14 protein-coding genes are annotated in these 16216 nt (G+C 52.6%); 6 read left to right on the top strand and 8 right to left on the bottom strand.

The genetic code is table 11. The features are described from left to right. The first annotated feature begins 24 nt into the window (after positions 1 to 24). The 3 genes from BMI79_RS14150 (at position 25) to BMI79_RS14140 (ending at position 2744) form a co-directional block, all read left to right on the top strand. Positions 25 to 1335 carry a sensor domain-containing diguanylate cyclase gene (locus tag BMI79_RS14150; RefSeq protein WP_076942781.1) on the top strand — a complete coding sequence of 437 codons (1311 nt, stop codon included), beginning with the start codon at positions 25 to 27 and terminating at the stop codon, positions 1333 to 1335. A gap of 97 nt (positions 1336 to 1432) precedes the next feature. Further along, a complete protein-coding gene (locus BMI79_RS14145) occupies positions 1433 to 2086 on the top strand; it encodes a DUF1571 domain-containing protein (RefSeq protein ID WP_076942780.1) in 654 nt (217 codons plus the stop codon). A gap of 235 nt (positions 2087 to 2321) precedes the next feature. Beyond that, on the top strand, positions 2322 to 2744 hold the full coding sequence (locus BMI79_RS14140) for a GNAT family N-acetyltransferase (RefSeq protein ID WP_076942779.1): 423 nt from the start codon (positions 2322 to 2324) through the stop codon (positions 2742 to 2744). 56 nt (positions 2745 to 2800) lie between these two features. Here the strand turns inward: BMI79_RS14140 and BMI79_RS14135 are convergent, their stop codons facing one another. From BMI79_RS14135 to BMI79_RS14125, 3 genes are read right to left on the bottom strand one after another with little or no spacing between them, the layout of a single operon-like run. After that, positions 2801 to 3091, bottom strand: coding sequence for a heavy-metal-associated domain-containing protein (locus tag BMI79_RS14135; protein ID WP_076942778.1), 291 nt, complete (start codon positions 3089 to 3091; stop codon positions 2801 to 2803). Then, a complete protein-coding gene (locus tag BMI79_RS14130; protein WP_095996140.1) occupies positions 3088 to 3450 on the bottom strand; it encodes a mercuric transporter MerT family protein in 363 nt (120 codons plus the stop codon). The genes BMI79_RS14135 and BMI79_RS14130 overlap by 4 nt, the downstream gene beginning before the upstream one ends. Continuing rightward, the gene (locus BMI79_RS14125) at positions 3422 to 4567 is read right to left on the bottom strand and encodes a transglutaminase-like domain-containing protein (protein ID WP_076942777.1); all 1146 of its coding nucleotides are present in this window, start codon (positions 4565 to 4567) and stop codon (positions 3422 to 3424) included. Before BMI79_RS14125 ends, BMI79_RS14130 begins: the two co-directional genes overlap by 29 nt. A 357-nt stretch (positions 4568 to 4924) precedes the next feature. On the opposite strand from BMI79_RS14125, the gene BMI79_RS14120 reads away from it, so the two are divergent. Beyond that, entirely contained in the window at positions 4925 to 5242 is a 318-nt protein-coding gene (locus BMI79_RS14120) for a helix-turn-helix domain-containing protein (protein WP_076942776.1), read from the top strand. Next, entirely contained in the window at positions 5235 to 6494 is a 1260-nt protein-coding gene (locus tag BMI79_RS14115) for a type II toxin-antitoxin system HipA family toxin (RefSeq protein WP_076942775.1), read from the top strand. Before BMI79_RS14120 ends, BMI79_RS14115 begins: the two co-directional genes overlap by 8 nt. 90 nt (positions 6495 to 6584) lie before the next feature. Here BMI79_RS14115 and guaA read toward each other — a convergent pair whose 3' ends face one another. Together guaA and guaB are read right to left on the bottom strand one after the other, a co-directional pair. Further along, positions 6585 to 8162, bottom strand: coding sequence for a glutamine-hydrolyzing GMP synthase (gene guaA, locus BMI79_RS14110; RefSeq protein ID WP_076942774.1), 1578 nt, complete (start codon positions 8160 to 8162; stop codon positions 6585 to 6587). A gap of 101 nt (positions 8163 to 8263) precedes the next feature. Continuing rightward, positions 8264 to 9727, bottom strand: coding sequence for an IMP dehydrogenase (guaB, locus tag BMI79_RS14105; protein WP_076942773.1), 1464 nt, complete (start codon positions 9725 to 9727; stop codon positions 8264 to 8266). Between the two features lie 169 nt (positions 9728 to 9896). Here guaB and xseA point away from each other — a divergent pair, with 169 nt between their 5' ends. Further along, positions 9897 to 11279 (top strand): exodeoxyribonuclease VII large subunit, encoded by a 1383-nt coding sequence (xseA, locus tag BMI79_RS14100; protein ID WP_076942772.1) that lies wholly within the window; start codon positions 9897 to 9899, stop codon positions 11277 to 11279. Positions 11280 to 11599: 320 nt separating this feature from the next. On the opposite strand, the gene BMI79_RS14095 is transcribed toward xseA, so the two are convergent. The 3 genes from BMI79_RS14095 to BMI79_RS14085 form a co-directional block, all read right to left on the bottom strand. Beyond that, on the bottom strand, positions 11600 to 12139 hold the full coding sequence (locus BMI79_RS14095; protein ID WP_076942771.1) for a RidA family protein: 540 nt from the start codon (positions 12137 to 12139) through the stop codon (positions 11600 to 11602). A 254-nt stretch (positions 12140 to 12393) separates the two neighbouring features. After that, the gene (locus BMI79_RS14090) at positions 12394 to 14760 is read right to left on the bottom strand and encodes a glycoside hydrolase family 31 protein (protein ID WP_076942770.1); all 2367 of its coding nucleotides are present in this window, start codon (positions 14758 to 14760) and stop codon (positions 12394 to 12396) included. 11 nt (positions 14761 to 14771) lie between these two features. After that, positions 14772 to 16076, bottom strand: coding sequence for an MFS transporter (locus tag BMI79_RS14085; RefSeq protein ID WP_076942769.1), 1305 nt, complete (start codon positions 16074 to 16076; stop codon positions 14772 to 14774). Positions 16077 to 16216 lie beyond the last annotated feature (140 nt).

Here is a 16216-nt window from a genome sequence, read left to right as displayed (position 1 = left end):
CTATAGCAAACACGGTGTTGAATCATGAAAACAAAAGCCTACGGTAGTTTAATTGCAGTAATAATGTTTTTATCTTTTTTCATCATTTTTAAAAACAAGTTGATTATCGTTAATGACATCCCTTACTTCAAACCGGTTTTTTTCACCCTAAGCACTCTTTGTGATTTATTTTTTGCTTTAATCGCTTTATTACATGCAAGCGCGTTTAAAAATAAAAATATCTGGGCGGTAGGGGTTGCTTATCTGACATCAACTATCATCATGATAGTTTTTGTCCTTCGCTATGATTTAATTAATGACAATTATCATTTAAACAGCCTTGAGTCAACCGTCATTTTATTTTTATGGTTATTATGGGAAATATGCCTACCTGTAACTGTTTTAATACTTATTTCCATGAGAAAAATATCATTCTCATTCAAAAAACTAATGATATATAGTTTTTCCCTCCCTATTGCAGCATTATTATTGATTGGTACCCTCAGGTTTATGATATTAGACGTTGGTTTGTTTAGTGCGGCAACAAGAGATGAAATTGTATTAACTTGTATTTTAATAAAATCCGCAGTACTGCCAATGTTAATATTTAAGTTAAAGCCACTTAACCACATCACCCTTGTATTTATTCTATGGATTGCATTAACCACCATTTTACATGCACTCAACCTTTCTTTACTCCCACAACATACCTTTGGTTGGTACAGTTCTAAAATTCTGGAAAGTTTATTCAGAGTAGGCATGATAGGCGTCGCTTTATACTACCTGACCAGTGACTACAAGATAATCAAGGAGCAAAGTAATATTAACTTTAAAAAATCAATCACTGATGCATTGACCGGGCTAAATAACCGTCGGCATTTTGACAATGAATTAACAGCTTTTTGGAGTAAAAAAAATAAAGAAAAAAACCTGTTTGGCGTCGTGATGCTCGATGTTGATAACTTCAAAAAATACAATGATATATATGGGCACTCTGCTGGAGATAAATGTTTAATCATCGTCGCCAACACCTTGTCGATCATTATTAGGAATAAAAAAGATCTGATTGCCAGGACGGGTGGGGAAGAATTTACCGCAGTGATAAAGGATATTAATCTTGATAAGCTTCATGCTATTTGTGAACGTATGAGAAAAGCTATTGTGGCTAAAGGCTTGGTTCATAGCGGAAATACTGAAGGTGGATATAAAGTATCAGTCAGCATTGGGGCAGTGTGTATTTCATCGCGCAATAATAGCCTCTCAATGGAGTCTATTATAGAACTCGCCGATCAGTGCCTTTATCAAGCAAAGAAAGAAGGGAGAAATAGAGTCGTAATAACAGAGATTAATGACTAAAATAACAGGGATATTGCTCTTACTATCTGCTGATTCAGTATAGGAGAAGACTATCATTAAACGAACTCGATCAATATTGTTACTAGCAACCCTATTAATGCCGATTCCCCGCGTTTGTGTTGCTAGCACAAACGCGGCCACCTTCCTGCCACCGTCAAACGAAAGCAGCCCGGATCCTATCATTCTTGCCCAGCAACATTTTGAATATATTGAATCCTACCAGGTTAAGATCATTTCCAAATCGGCCCTGGGTGAAAATAATGTGATTCGATACAGCTATCGCAAACCGGGGTATGTGCGGATGGATTTTACTGAGCCGCACCCGGGTGCGGTGCTGGTTTATAACCCAACGAGCGGCACTGTCCGCCTGTGGCCATTCGGCCTGCATCAACTCCCTGTGCTTAACCTTTCACCAGCAAACTCTTTAATACGCGATCAGAACGGCCACCGGGTGGACCAATCAGATGTTGGTACATTACTGCGCAATATCCGCAACCTGCAACAAGGAGGTGAAACCACCATCGTTGGTAAAGAAATCTTACAGGGGCAACCCGTGTTGCATGTATCAGTCAATGGCCCTGCAGGTTTTACCGTCAGTGATGTTCACCGGTCTGAACTCTGGTTGGAGAATAGCCACCATTTTCCCATCAAAGTCGTGAGTTATGGTATTGATGGCCATGTTATAGAAAGCGTTTTTATGGATGCCATCGTATTCAACATCCAATTTCCCGATAATTTCTTTACCCCTTGATACAGAGTTTGATGGCATGGCTGAGTATCAACTTTCCACCGTCTGGCGAATCAAGTCTCCCTTGCAGGAGCTATGGGGTGTTCTTTATCATCCCGATACCAGGCCAAGTTGGTGGAAAAATTTGGTCCAGGTTATTGAAATGCCGGAAGGCTGGCACATAAATTAGGCACCTGCGTTGAGGTGGAACCATCGGCATAAATGCGTTGATAAATATCACCCTCCCAAAGGAAACATTATGCAGATAAGGCCATACCAGGAGACAGATCGACTATTTCTGCGCGTTTTGTACTTGGCCGCACGCCGATCGGCATTTACCTGGCGCGACACGCGTCATTACCAGTTGGAAGATTTCGATCGCGCAACGCGAGGGGAAGAAATATGGGTTGCTGAAGAGGCTGGGAAGTTACTGGGGTTTGTAGCAATTTATCGCGCCGACAACTTCATTCACCATCTGTATGTCGATCCGTATTTGCCGCCACAGGGCGTTGGCAGCGCACTGCTGCATACGGCTGAACGCACCTTTACTTCTGCCGGATCGTTAAAATGCCTGGTGAAAAATCAAAAGGCGCTGGCGTTTTACCACAAGCACGGCTGGCAGAATATTGCGACGGGTTGCGATGGCGATGAAGACTATTACCTGCTGTATTTTCCAAAATAAGCGGCCACTGAAAAACCCATAACCAGCAAGTACCGGGATAAAATAGGCAGAATAAACTATGGCGCTGAAGCCACGCCCTGAATTTCACCGGTATACCCGGTGCGGGAAATTGCCGTGAGCAATGTCTGATTATCAAAGCCTTCTGGCACAATCACCTCTGCCTGATGCGTTTTCAGGGAGGCTTTGGCCTTAATCACGCCGTCTGTAGCACGCAGCGCTTTATTGATGGAAATAACGCACAGCGAACAGGTCATATCTTTGATATCAATAGTGACCTTTTGGTTTTCCGCCCATGCCTGCGGTACCATCAGCACCAGAGCCAACATCAGAAAAATGCCCTTTTTCATTCCATCCACTCCCACAACCAGGGTAATACATACGGGTAGGTCATCAAGGCCAAAAGCAGCGGCACCGATAACCAATAAAGCCAAAGCAATGCCCGGCGGCTGACGACATTCACGCAGACAGGACGTGGCGAGAGATAAAGCCGCCAGAACCCTCTCAGCATCAAGCCGACAGAGAGAAAGATCATCGGCAGTTGCAGCCAGGAGAGCGCCGGGATGCCCGTCAACCCGGCAGCCGAAATGCCGAACACCAGATAGAGCAGCGGGCCGAGGCAACAAAGCGTGGATGCGGCGGCGGCAAGCAGAGCCGCCAGCAACGTCACCACACAGCCCTTAAGGCTGTTCGACAGAGACGTAGTCATAGCTAAATTCAGCCGGATCGTAGAAGTTCAACGGATCGCCATCCACTTCAGCATAGGGATAACCAAAGTTATTGAGATCGCCCTGTTCCGCCACCGGTGAAAGCGCAAAGTCGCGGGCATAGTTAAAGCCCACCCAGTTCATTTCCCAGTTGCCGAACAGGTAATCACTAACGGCCTCGACTGCCGGATCGCCGTTTTCTTTTTTCTCTGCCAGACGCATTTTAGTCACATCGGCCGGATCGGCTGGCACCCAACCAAACCCTGCCAGCCAGAACATGGCCCTGCAGTGCTGCCCGCCGCTGATTTTCGCCACACCCTGTTCGTCTGCGCTACCGAACGCCTTCTTCGAATAGTTGCCGAGCTTGCGACTGGCCCCCAGGCGAATCCCAAACATCTCGCGCGCCGGGATCCCACTGGCACGGCACAGCGCAACAAAAACAGAGTTGATGTCGGTACATTTCCCGCCCAGATTGCCGGTTTTCAGAATTTGGCCCACGTCGCCGCTGCCACAGCCAATGACAGAATCGTCGCGATGCATATGGGTTCTTACCCAATCATGAATTAACCGCGCCTGCTGCAGAGGTGATTTCTCGCTGCCGATAATCTTCAGCGCCGTTTCTTTCACCAACCCATCCACCGGGATATGGGGCGTAGCGTTGAGATAGGGCTGTATTTCCGCCGGGAACACCAGATCGGTGTCAGGAAGATGCCATGCGGACAGTTGATTGTTCTTCAACGGTTCCCAGTCCAGGGTTTCAATCAGCATTTCCACTTTTATTTCCATCGGGCCCTTTGAGCTCGGCCAGGAAGCAAACAGCGTTTTAGCCGCGTAACGGTTGTTGGCCGTCAGATAAGCCTGCTGATAGTTGCCAGAAAAAGAGATGTGCTCCAGTTGCTGAAAGGCGGTATCTTCCGGTACCGGGATCCACAGATTGGCCTTACCTTCGGAACCTGCTGGCGCTTTCAGCCGATAAGTCTGGGTCATCAGAAAGCGTCTTCTTCTGTCCACGCAGGTTGCCGCCGGGGTGCCCGCTTTACGCGACTCCGACCAGGCGGGGCTTATCAGGCCAAAAGAAGATAACGCAGCAGCACCCTTGAGAAAATTACGCCTTTCCATCACATCCCCTTTATTGTCAGATAACACCCAAGCCTTGCCCACCGCCGCCGGCGAGGGAAGATAGTACGCATCCTGGCAGTACAAAACAACCGGCTTACGCCCAAGCTGGCATCAGGATTTAACAAGGAATATACGGTAAGCGCCATGGGAGAAAGTGGAGAGATATCAAGAATCACTAAAAGCCCACTTAATAGGAAGGATCAGCCTATCGCCCCCATTTAAATCCAATAAATTGGGGTTTAAATGACTTTTTTGAGCTTAAAACATCATTTAAGGGAATAACTAAGCTTGCCCGGATTTCTCGTTAATTCTATAATTTTGGGTACTAACTCGCTTTATTTGATAGGTTTTCACAATATGTTGGATTTAAGCTTCAAAAAGCCGAGTGAGATTGTCAAACAACTTTGCGAGCGCTTGCGTACTGAACGGTTGGCGCAGCAGATGACTCAAGCGGATGTGGCTGGCCGCGCTGGCATCGGCACCAATACCGTGTCCAATCTGGAAGCCGGACGTAATGTCGGCTTCGAGAACGTGGTTCGCGTGGCGATGGTTCTTGGCCGAACCAAGGAGCTCGAAGGTCTGTTCCTGCCTAAGCTAGAGAGCCTCGAAGACATTCGCCGCTACGAAAACAGCGCCAATCGTCACCGTAGCAAGAGGAAGCCCAACAATGCTTGAGCAAGTGAACGTCTACTACGAAGGCTGGGGTGAACGGTGGCTCTGGGGTACGCTGATGTCTACGACGGCCCTCACCGGCCGGCCGCAGATTATGTTTGAGTACAGCAATGAGGCAAGGCAAAGGGGCTTGGAGTTATCGTCCTACACCCTGCCGCTGGAAGGAACTCAGTTGCGTCGCGGTTTCCCCCCCCATCAATTGGGCCTACCAGGGCCGGTCTATGACTCGTTGCCTGACGGTTGGGGCATGCTCTTGATGGACCGATTATTCAGGCGCCGCGGGCTTACCACCGCACGCATCGACCCATTGGAACGACTGACGTACATTGGCAACAAGGCTATAGGGGCTATGTCGTTCGAGCCTGTGGTGCCCGAGGGATTGGCGTCAAGTGTGCACATCCCACTCGACCTGCTTGCCACCGAAGTGCAGGAGGTGCTCCATGGTAACGATGGAGCATTCCTGCAGCGTTTGTTGCAGGTGGGTGGTTCACCTCAGGGTGCCAGACCGAAGGCGCTAATCTATCGCGATCCTCAAACCGGAGAGTTTACAACCGCTGCCACACAGGGCTTCGAAGCCTGGCTGGTCAAGTTCCCAGCCAAAGAGGAACATGCAGAAGTGTGCGCTATCGAGATGGTCTATGCCGAGTGTTTGCGTATGTGTGGCATCCCAACCCCAGACACGCAGTATTTCAGTCTGCCCAAAGGAATGGCAGCGTTCGCCAGTAAACGCTTTGACCGCCAAAACGATCTACGCGTCCCCATGCAAAGCCTCGCTGCTTTTACCGGTGCCGACTACCAGGTTTCGGGAGTTTTGGACTACGTTAATTTCCTGCGCGCAACCCAGATGTGCACCAACGATGTGCGCGAAAAAGCATGCGCTTTCGAGCGTGCCGCCTTCAATGTCGCGTTCAACAATCGAGACGATCACCCCAAGAACTTCGCCTACCTGATGTCGCTAACTGGCGATTGGAAGCTGGCACCCGCCTACGACGTGACCTTCTGCGAGGGGCCCGGTGGATACCACCAGATGGACGTGATGGGTGAGGCACTGGCGATCGATCGCGCTACCATGCTCCAACTTGCTGAGGAGGCTGAAGTTTCAGCGGAGGCCGCTAGCCGCATCATTACCCGCATTTGCGATGTCGCAGGTCAGTTTGCCACGATCGCCGATAACCTGCTGCCACAGGTTATCACCCGAGACACTCTGCGCATGATCCAGGGCCGTATTGACCAAAACCTTGCTCTGCTGCGCTAGGGTTACACCGATTGCAGAAAAAAAGCCAGTCAACCATTTGATTTAACTGGCTTTTAAAGACATTAACAGTCTTCAGTGGAAGCTAAAAACTTATTCCCACTCAATCGTCGCCGGTGGCTTACCGCTGATATCATAAACCACGCGGGAAATACCGTTCACTTCGTTGATGATACGGTTGGACACGCGGCCGAGGAACTCATACGGCAGATGCGCCCAATGCGCGGTCATAAAGTCGATAGTTTCTACCGCACGCAGTGAAACCACCCAATCGTATTTACGGCCATCGCCCATTACACCGACGGAACGCACCGGCAAGAATACCGTGAACGCCTGGCTGACCTTGTTGTACAGGTCCGCTTTGTGCAGTTCTTCGATGAAGATGGCATCGGCGCGGCGCAGCAGGTCGCAGTACTCTTTCTTCACTTCGCCCAGCACGCGCACGCCCAAACCTGGCCCTGGGAACGGGTGGCGGTACAGCATGTCGTAAGGCAGGCCCAGTTCCAGGCCAATCTTGCGCACTTCGTCTTTGAACAGCTCTTTCAGCGGCTCAACCAGGCCCAGCTTCATCTCTTTCGGCAGGCCACCCACGTTGTGGTGCGATTTGATCACGTGCGCTTTACCGGTAGCGGAAGCGGCAGATTCGATCACATCCGGGTAAATGGTGCCCTGCGCCAACCACTTCACTTCGCTTTGCTTGCAGGCTTCTTCGTCAAACACTTCAACAAATACGCGGCCGATGATTTTACGCTTGGCTTCTGGCTCATCAACCCCCGCCAGCGCGCTCAGGAAGCGGTTCTCTGCCGGAACATGCACGATATTCAGGCCGAAATGATCGCCGAACATCTCCAATACCTGATCGGCTTCGTTCAAGCGCAGCAGGCCATTGTCGACAAACACGCAGGTCAGGCGCTTGCCGATCGCGCGGTGCAGCAGCATCGCGGTCACGGATGAATCCACACCGCCGGACAGGCCGAGGATCACATGGTCTTCACCCACCTGCTCACGAATACGCTCAACGGCGTCTTCGATGATGGTGGCTGGCGTCCACAGGGCTTCGCAACCACAGATATCCAGCACAAAGCGCTCCAGCATACGCTGGCCCTGGCGGGTATGAGTCACTTCCGGGTGGAACTGCACGCCGTAGAAGCGTTTCTCTTCGTTAGCCATAATGGCAAACGGGCAGGTATCGGTGCTGGCAACGGTGACGAAATCGGCCGGGATGGCGGTCACTTTGTCACCGTGGCTCATCCACACGTCCAGCAGCGGTTTGCCCGCTGGGCTGATGGTGTCTTCAATGCCGCGAATCAGCGCGCTTTCGCGGGCCACTTCCACCTGTGCATAGCCGAACTCACGTTCGTTAGAGCCTTGAACATGGCCCCCCAACTGCATCGCCATGGTCTGCATGCCGTAGCACACGCCCAATACCGGTACACCGGCAGTGAATACGTATTCCGGCGCGCGCGGGCTGTTTTGTTCGGTGGTGCTTTCCGGGCCACCGGAAAGAATGATGCCGCTTGGATTGAATTCACGGATCTGCTCTTCGCTGACGTCCCAGGCCCACAGTTCGCAGTAAACGCCGATCTCACGCACGCGGCGAGCGACCAGTTGGGTATATTGCGAACCGAAATCCAGAATGAGGATACGGTGCTTATGAATATTTTTTGACATGTGAGGCAAATTCCAGCAACAGAGAAAAAATGCAAAAAAATGTATTGGGGTGAAGGCGCTCCCTTCACCCACTCACCTCCCCACGGGGAGAGAACAAAACATTAGCCCATACGGTAGTTTGGTGACTCTTTAGTGATGGTCACGTCATGCACGTGGCTTTCTTGAATACCGGCACTGCTGATACGCACAAACTCAGCCTTGGTACGCAGTTCGTCGATCGTACCACAACCGGTCAACCCCATGCAGGAACGCAGGCCGCCCATCTGCTGGTGCACGATGGCTTTCAGCATGCCTTTATACGCCACGCGGCCTTCAATACCTTCGGGCACCAGTTTATCAGCGGCGTTATCGGTCTGGAAGTAACGGTCAGAAGAGCCTTTGGACATCGCGCCCAAAGATCCCATACCGCGATAAGATTTGAACGAACGGCCCTGATACAGCTCGATTTCGCCCGGAGACTCTTCCGTCCCGGCCAGCATCGAACCCACCATCACGCAGGATGCACCAGCAGCAATCGCTTTGGCGATATCACCCGAGAAGCGGATGCCGCCGTCGGCAATCACCGGAATACCGGTGCCTTCCAGCGCCTCTACCGCATCGGCAATCGCGGTGATCTGCGGTACACCCACGCCGGTCACGATACGGGTGGTGCAGATAGAACCAGGGCCGATGCCCACTTTCACCGCGCTCACGCCGGCTTCCATCAAGGCTTTGGCACCGGCTGCGGTGGCCACGTTGCCCCCCACAATTTGCAGATCCGGGTATTTGGCACGGGTTTCACGGATGCGCTGCAACACGCCTTCAGAATGGCCGTGTGAGGAGTCGATCAGCAGCACGTCAACACCAGCAGCCACCAGCGCATCAACGCGCTCTTCATTACCAGCACCCGCCCCCACCGCCGCGCCAACCCGCAGGCGACCGTGTTCATCTTTACAAGCGTTAGGTTTGCGCTCTGCTTTCTGGAAATCTTTTACCGTGATCATGCCGATCAGATGGAAGCTATCATCCACCACCAGCGCTTTCTCAACGCGTTTTTCGTGCATTTTTTGCAGCACAACTTCACGCGCTTCGCCTTCCTTGACGGTAACCAGGCGCTCTTTCGGCGTCATCACCGCAGTGACCGGCTGGTTCAGATCGGTAACGAAGCGCACGTCACGGCCGGTAATAATCCCCACCAGTTCGTTGCCTTCGGCTACCACCGGGTAACCGGCAAAACCGTTACGGGCGGTCAGTTCCTTGACTTCGGCCAGCGTGGTGCAAGGCGTGACGGTTTGTGGATCCGTGACCACGCCGCTTTCATGCTTTTTCACCCTGCGAACTTCTTCCGCCTGGCGCTCGATAGACATGTTTTTGTGAATGAAGCCCAAGCCGCCTTCCTGCGCCAGCGCAATCGCCAGGCCGGATTCGGTTACGGTATCCATGGCTGCGGACAGCATAGGAATATTCAGGCGGATAGTTTTGGTCAGTTGGGTGCCAAGATCTGCGGTATTAGGCAGAACTGTGGAGTGGGCTGGAACGAGGAGAACGTCGTCAAACGTTAGAGCTTCTTTAGCGATACGTAGCATGGGCAATATCTCACCAAGGTGGATGCGGAAAGGATAAAATATTGCCGTGGCATTCTACAGGGCGTAATCGATTGCCTCCAGCACTTTCTTACAAAAGCTCTTGATTACTTGTTCCGGCGCTGTAGTATCGGCCAATTAAGTGGTTGTTTTAGAATTTGATCTGGGTCACATGTCGCTACCTACTTCACCGTCCATTTTTACCGTAAGCCGCCTGAATCAGACGGTCCGACAGCTGTTGGAAATGGAAATGGGGCAGATTTGGCTCTCTGCCGAGATCTCCAACTTTTCCCAACCCTCTTCCGGCCACTGGTATTTCACGCTAAAGGATGACCGTGCGCAGGTGCGCTGTGCGATGTTCCGCAACAGCAACCGCCGCACCACTTTCCGCCCACAGAACGGCCAGCAGGTATTGGTGCGTGCCAGCATCACCCTGTATGAACCGCGTGGCGACTATCAGCTGATTGCTGAAAGCATGCAGCCTGCCGGTGACGGCCTGCTGCAACAGCAGTTCGAGCAGCTGAAACAGCGCCTGGCGGCAGAAGGGCTATTCGATCAGCAGTTCAAGCAACCGCTCCCTAGCCCTGCCAAATGCGTCGGTGTGATCACTTCCGCCAGCGGCGCTGCGCTGCATGATATTCTGCAAGTGCTACAACGGCGCGATCCTTCCCTGCCGATCGTGATTTACCCTACTTCTGTGCAAGGTGCTGAAGCGCCGTTGCAGATCGTGCGCGCCATTGAGACCGCTAACCGCCGTGATGAGTGTGATGTGCTGATCGTCGGCCGTGGCGGGGGTTCGCTGGAAGACCTGTGGAGCTTTAACGACGAACGCGTGGCGCGGGCGATTTTCGCCAGCCATATACCGATCGTCAGCGCCGTCGGCCATGAAACCGACGTCACCATCGCCGACTTTGTCGCTGACCTGCGCGCGCCGACGCCTTCCGCCGCCGCCGAGCTGATCAGCCGTAATCAGCTTGAGCTGTTGCGCCAGTTGCAGTCTCAGCAGCAACGGCTGGAAATGGCGATGGACTATTATCTAGCCCAGCGGCAACAACAGTTCACCCGCATCAATCACCGTTTGCAGCAACAGCACCCACATCTTCGTCTGGCGCGGCAGCAAACGCTGCTGTTCAAGCTGCAGCACCGCCTGGAAGAAGGCATGCAACAGCGCCTGCGGCTGGCGGCCCGCCGCAGTGAACGCGCTCAGCAGCTGTTGGCGCAAATGCAGCCCATGGGCCGGATCCACCGTTTACAGCAGCGCCTTCAGCAGCAGGAATACCGCTTGCAACAGGGGCTGGAACGGCAGCTCAACGGCTATCGTCAGCGTTTTGGCGTGGCTTGCAGCCAGTTGGAAGCCGTTAGCCCATTAGCTACCTTGGCGCGCGGCTATAGCGTGACACAAACGCCGCGTGGCGAGCTGTTGAAAACCACCAAGCAGGCGCACGTCGGGGAAATGCTGAAAACCCGCCTGCAGGATGGCTGGGTGGAAAGCGAGGTGAAAACCGTCACCGTAGCAAAGAAACCACGCAAGAAGCGTGTAATGTCGGTCAGTTAAACGCAAAACTGCATAATCGTGTGCAATTGCTAAAGGAGTCGCCCCCTCTCTCCGTGGGAGAGGACCGGGGTGAGGGGCTTGTAGTGCGGTGTTCATCCCCTCACCCTAACCCTCTCCCCAAGGGAGAGGGAACTAGTTAGCCTTAACTGACAAGCATTACGCAAGAAGCGTGCGGTTGAAGAGTGACCATAATCTTGCCGCAGTGAAACCGGGCTGTATCCCGCTCTTTAGCAGATACAGCCACAATGAGATTTACATTTATACCCAAAATAATTCGAGTTGCTTGTAGGCGGCAACTGAGCGAAGCCCCAGGAGCTTACTCAAGTAAGTGACTGGGGTGAGTGAGGGCAGCCAACACCCAAGCAACTTGAAGTATGACGGGTATATTTGGCAGCAATACACTCCACTTCAGCCTTAGCGCCTAATGCCAAACCGCTCACGCCAAATGCGCTGCGTGCAGGATAGGGTTTGCTAAAAAAGGTTTGATAGACTTCGTTAAACTCGGCCCACTCCGACATATCAGCTAACATTACCGTGCATTTGATAATATCCTTCATGTCATACCCTTTTTCATTCAGCGATACTCTGATATTTTCAAAAATTCTTTGCGTTTCGGCTTTAATCCCCCCCGGAATAACTTTAAAGCTATTATCCGGCTGCCTTTCTGACGCAATTTCCCCGGAGAGAAACAACAGGTTGCCGACCTTAACCGCATCAGAGAAAGGCAACCCGCTAAACTTGCCTGAATCAAAAAAGGTAATGTTATTTTCACTGCGTTGAGATTTATCTTTTGCTATTGCAGGTGCGCTGCCAGACAGAAAAATCGCCACCAGAGCCATTGAGATATATTTTGTCATCATTTTCTCTCTTTATGATTAATATCGTTGCTTATTGTGGAAGTTAAACACGTTAATTTTTTCACTGGGAGAGATATAGATACAGTTTCTTATAAAAGAGGACATAACAGTACGTTGGCAGAGAATATATCAGAGAGGATCATGCCGTCGGCAATATTAAAATCGAATACAAAAAATTATCCCCAAGAGCAGCATGGAATACGCCCTTGGGGATCGGTTCCATTACGATCGTGATCGTAAATCGTTTGGAATAGCCCTTAATTTAACGCATAAACATCGCTACGCACCCCATTCACCCACAGTTCACGGGTTTCGCCCGCCGGCAGCGTGATATCCAGCGTTTGCCAGGCCGGTTTAAAATGCCCTTCGGTGGTGATGGTCAGCTCAATACGCGCGTTGTCGCTCACCGCCTGCCACAGCAGCCACAGCGCGTTATCCTGCTGCCAACCGTAGCTTTCACCGTCGTCTTCAAACAGCATCCCTGCGGAACGCCCACAGCCCTTGGTGGGGAATAGCTGCAATTCGCGGCGATCGTCTGCAGCGATATCCACATGGCCCAGACGTTGCGATAGCGGCAGTGCTGCACCGGCGCGCACCAGCAGCGGCAGGCGCTCCAGTGGCGCATCCAATACAATGGTCTGGCCGCCGCTGAACCATTGGCCGCTGTAGAAGCAGTACCAGCCATCGCCGTTGTCCGGCAGATAAACCTCACGCTGACGCTGCCCCTGCTCCACCACGCTGGCCACCAGCAGATCGCGGCCAATCAGGAAATCATCGGTTTCCCGCCAGGTGCGCTCATCATGCTCGTGATCGAGGAAGGTTGGCCGCAGCATTGGCTCATCGTCGGTGCTCGCCTGCCACAACAGGGTGTAGAAGTAAGGCATCAGGCGATAACGCAGATTGATTGCCTCACGAATCATTGGCGTGGCGGCCGGATACATCCAGGGTTCATTGACGGTAGCGTCGTCGTTCCATGAATGAATCGTAAAACGTGGATGCATGACACCGTTCTGCACCCAGCGCACAAACAGCTCGGCATCCGGTTTATCACCGGAAAAACCGCCGACGTCATGCCCGACGTTAAACAGCCCCGACAGGCTCATGCCCAATCCCATGCGGGTGTTGTAACGCAGGGTTTGCCAGTTGGTGCGGTTATCACCGCTCCAGGTTTGTACATAGCGCTGCATTCCCGCGCAGCCGGAACGGGAGATCAGATAAGGACGCAGATGCGGCGCAAACCGCTGTTGCGCCTCCAACGAGGCGCGCATCATCAGCAATGGCATCACCGGGCGGATATGCTTGATGGCTATCTGCTGGCCAAAACCGTGGCAGCGCGCCTCGCCGTCCCAGACTTCATATTCGTTGTTATCATTCCAGGTAGCATCGATGCCCATATTCAGCAGTTGCTCGGTAACACCCTGCTGCCACCAGCGCACCGTGGCCGGGTTGGTGAAATCGAGGTGTGAACCCTCATCGTCCCAGAAACTCGAGCGCTCCGGGCTGTTGCTTTCCGAATCACGGATAAACAACCCTTGCTCTGCCACCTGCTGATACTGGGGGTGATCCTGCAACAGGCAAGGTTTGATATTCGCCGCCAGCTTCAGCCCAGCATCGTGGAAGGCTTTACTGAGCTGTTTAGGCTGCGGCACCTTGTCGTAGTTCCAGTTGAACACATAACGCTTGTTGCCAATCGAGGTGTAACCCGACGAGAGCTGGAACGAATCGCAGGGAATATCGTGCTGTTTGCACAGTTGGATAAACTGCTGCAACTGCTGCTGCGCATCCGGTGCGTCGGTGTAGTGCATGGTAGAACCGCTGTAGCCGAGGCTCCATTTCGGCCCGAAATGCGTTTTACCGGTCAGGCGCACCAAAGCCTTGGTGACATCCAGCACTTTCGGGCCGAGGAACAGGTAGTAATCCAGATCGCCCGCCTCTGCCTGATAGCGACGGTAGGCCAGATGATAGTTGTCGATCTCATTGCCGAGATCCAGCCAACAGCTGCTCAGGTTGTCATAAAACAGCCCAAAGCTGACGTCTGCCCGGCGCGTAATGGTAAACGGAATATGCTTGTAGAGCGGATCGGTGCTGGCGGCGTTATACCCCATCGCATCCAGGTTACGCATCTCAAAACGGCGGCCACTGCGCTCCAGATCGCCGGTCTTCTCACCTAAACCATAATAGCGCTCAGCGGCATAGCGGCGCTGATAGTGCGCCACCCCGTCACCATGTGCGTTGAGCAGATAAGCGCTGGTGGGGCGATCCGTCGCCAACGGCTGCCATTCACCCTCTGCGTCACAATATTCCCATTCCAGCCACAGCGGTTGGTGCACCGTCACCCGCAACTGCGGGGTGGCCAGCGTTAAGGTTTCACCGTTGCGCTGCAGTTGGTAACCGGGCAAGCCGAAACCGGCGACACTCAGGCGATCCCGCCCTTCCCAAGGAACGTCCCCTTCCGGGGCAATACTCCAGGTGCGGTTCAGTGCCAGCTCACCGTTGCGTTTGATCAGCACGCGGAACAGTGAATTTTCCAAGACGTAGAGGCAGAACAGGTGCCGTTCATCCACCAGCAACTCAATGTGATCGGCATATTGCCCCGCCAACGTCCAATTTTTTAACGTTTTCATAAGTATCCAGCTTAAACAGTAGGTGAAGGTTTCTTACCGCGCTCGGCAATCAGGCCGATCAGGAACATGGCACCGATCAAATCAAAGAAGCCCATGGCAACGAACAGCGGGTTGAAGCCAACGGTGTCGGAAACCGCACCGATCAGCAGCGTAAACAGGAAGCTGGCGATCCAGGCGCTGGAGCCGCGCATGCCGTTAACCGTCGCCATCTGGTTTTTATCGAAAGATTCCACCACCAAAGCGCTCAACATGCAGGAGATCACCTGGTGACCAAAGCCACCAACGGAGATCAGCGCGATCGCGATATAAGGATCTTTGGTGATCGCCACAAACGCCAGCGACACCATCATGAAAGCCCCGGTAACCGAGCTGGCGACCACCGAGTTCACGCGCGAACAGCCAAACCATTTGCGATACAGCGTGGTGAGATAGCCACTGGCAACGCTACCGATATCCGCAGCCAGGAACGGCAGCCAGGCAAACATGGCGATCTGCTTGAGATCCATCCCGCGTTCGGTGGCCAGATAAAGTGGAACCCAGAAACTGAATACCGCCCAGGCCGGTTCAGCCAGAAACGCCGGAATGGCGATACCGTAGAACTTTTTGTTTTTGCACAGGATCGCCAGCGATTTGAAGAACGGCAGCTTTGGCAGCACCGGCTCGTTATCCTCGTTAATCAAATCAAATTCTTTCTGGCTCAGATTCGGGTGTTTCTCCGGTGAATAGTAGAACGCCCACCACAACACGACCCACACCAGCGCCAATGCGCCGGAAAACAGGAACGCTCCCTGCCAGCCAAAGGAAACGTGTGCAATGACGATGATCGGTGGTGCCAGCATCGCACCGATCGAGAAGCCTACTCCAGCCCAACCTGCGGCAATCGGCCGTTCCTTTTTTGGGAACCAGTCAGAAATGGCTTTAGCGTTGGCCGGTGTCGCAGCAGCTTCCGCGCCCCCCATAAAAAAGCGCAGGATCGCCAGTTGCAGCCAACTGCCCGCTCCGGCGTGCAGCATACAAACCACCGCCCAGATACTGGCACAGATCAGGAAGCCCATTTTCAGGCCGATGACGTCAATCAGCCAACCGCAGATCGGCTGGAATACGGTGTAAGCCAATTGGAATGAGGCTACCACCCAGGAATATTGCTCGGTGGTCATGTTGAGGCTGGTTTTCAGTTCCGGTGCCAGAATACCCAACGAGTTACGGGTGATGTAGTTAACTGTCACCCCCAACAGGAACAACGCCAGCATCCACCAGCGTAACGACTTAAATTTGCGGCCGCTGCGAACAGCGGTTTGTTCGATTTCTACGCTCATCTCGAATCTCCGTGGTGACAATGCACCTTTTTGGTAGAGCACATTTTGCTATCGGAGGTGTTAACAGCGAATTCTTGTGATGACACTCACAGATACAACGTCACTGTTTTTACAACCCTATGATTTAATTTGTTTTACTT

This window comes from Serratia oryzae, assembly GCF_001976145.1.
Lineage (GTDB): Bacteria > Pseudomonadota > Gammaproteobacteria > Enterobacterales > Enterobacteriaceae > Chania > Chania oryzae.
This window is presented reverse-complemented; position numbering and strand designations above follow the sequence as displayed.

Excerpts from the sequence above, each read along its gene's own strand:
- BMI79_RS14120 (WP_076942776.1), top strand. The coding sequence starts at position 4,925 with ATGTTGGATTTAAGCTTCAAAAAGCCGAGTGAGATTGTCAAACAACTT.
- BMI79_RS14140 (WP_076942779.1), top strand. The coding sequence starts at position 2,322 with ATGCAGATAAGGCCATACCAGGAGACAGATCGACTATTTCTGCGCGTT.
- guaA (WP_076942774.1), bottom strand. The coding sequence starts at position 8,162 with ATGTCAAAAAATATTCATAAGCACCGTATCCTCATTCTGGATTTCGGT.
- BMI79_RS14090 (WP_076942770.1), bottom strand. The coding sequence starts at position 14,760 with ATGAAAACGTTAAAAAATTGGACGTTGGCGGGGCAATATGCCGATCAC.
- BMI79_RS14115 (WP_076942775.1), top strand. The coding sequence starts at position 5,235 with ATGCTTGAGCAAGTGAACGTCTACTACGAAGGCTGGGGTGAACGGTGG.
- BMI79_RS14095 (WP_076942771.1), bottom strand. The coding sequence starts at position 12,139 with ATGATGACAAAATATATCTCAATGGCTCTGGTGGCGATTTTTCTGTCT.
- xseA (WP_076942772.1), top strand. The coding sequence starts at position 9,897 with ATGTCGCTACCTACTTCACCGTCCATTTTTACCGTAAGCCGCCTGAAT.
- BMI79_RS14135 (WP_076942778.1), bottom strand. The coding sequence starts at position 3,091 with ATGAAAAAGGGCATTTTTCTGATGTTGGCTCTGGTGCTGATGGTACCG.
- BMI79_RS14085 (WP_076942769.1), bottom strand. The coding sequence starts at position 16,076 with ATGAGCGTAGAAATCGAACAAACCGCTGTTCGCAGCGGCCGCAAATTT.
- BMI79_RS14150 (WP_076942781.1), top strand. The coding sequence starts at position 25 with ATGAAAACAAAAGCCTACGGTAGTTTAATTGCAGTAATAATGTTTTTA.
- BMI79_RS14145 (WP_076942780.1), top strand. The coding sequence starts at position 1,433 with ATGCCGATTCCCCGCGTTTGTGTTGCTAGCACAAACGCGGCCACCTTC.
- BMI79_RS14125 (WP_076942777.1), bottom strand. The coding sequence starts at position 4,567 with ATGGAAAGGCGTAATTTTCTCAAGGGTGCTGCTGCGTTATCTTCTTTT.
- BMI79_RS14130 (WP_095996140.1), bottom strand. The coding sequence starts at position 3,450 with ATGACTACGTCTCTGTCGAACAGCCTTAAGGGCTGTGTGGTGACGTTG.
- guaB (WP_076942773.1), bottom strand. The coding sequence starts at position 9,727 with ATGCTACGTATCGCTAAAGAAGCTCTAACGTTTGACGACGTTCTCCTC.